This window comes from Priestia sp. P5_B4, from assembly GCF_056400385.1.
On the sequence record NZ_JBFULJ010001271.1, the window covers coordinates 1 to 817 of the forward strand.

An 817-nucleotide genomic window follows, 5' to 3' on the forward strand; every position below is an offset into this window, starting at 1 on the left:
GAGTGGAAATTAGAAGAGAGTTAATGAAAAAAGTAGATCACTCCATGTACTTGCTGCTCATGTATTTTTCCAATCATGGCGTGCTGGAAGCCTGTTGTTTCAAATGCATTTAACGGGATAATGATACTGTTCATAAATCGACCTACCTTTCTTATTATACTAACTAACCACTTACTAAACCGGTTTAGTAAATCGATTTATCTAAATTATAAGACTATTGAAAGCGCTTTTCAAGCTTTTTTTATAAATTATAAAAAAAGAAACAACACAGCTTTATGCCGTGTTGTTTCTTAGTGATCATCTGTGCTTTTTACTAGATTGCGATCTTGCTGGTAAATATCATAAATCAAAAAGCTAAAGCCATAGTACAAGATTATAATGACAACTGACTTCGTCATGATAAATAAAGCGCCTAGCCCGATACCAACTAACAGCGTCTGGACACTTAAACGGTCACGCTGGAAAGCTAGCTGTGATAGGAAATAACCAATACCAATTAAAACGGCCAATACCCATGTGTTTTCAATGGCTAATATATAGTGACTATATAAATAAAAGCTAGGAAAATAAACGGTGCTTTCTACGAAGCTGGAGATACCGCTGTATGCTAGCCACCACTTTTGCTCTCTTTCCGTTTTAGGAACGGTTGCCTCAATTGACGTGGGCATTTCCTGTTCCACAAAAACCGTTTCTCCATGATCTTTCATCCATTGAAGCATAATGGAAAGAATGATAAAGCCAGCAAAGATTAAAAGCAGCAAATATTCAATCCAAGCTGGATACGGAGCCGTGCGATGAATCGTATCGAGATATACTC

General features: G+C 37.0%; 1 protein-coding gene. It reads right to left on the bottom strand.

Annotation, left to right across the window (positions count from 1 at the left end):
• Positions 1–290 precede the first annotated feature (290 nt).
• On the bottom strand, positions 291–817 hold a 527-nt coding region (locus AC1DRF_RS30430), incomplete at its 5' end, for a hypothetical protein (RefSeq protein ID WP_477742624.1).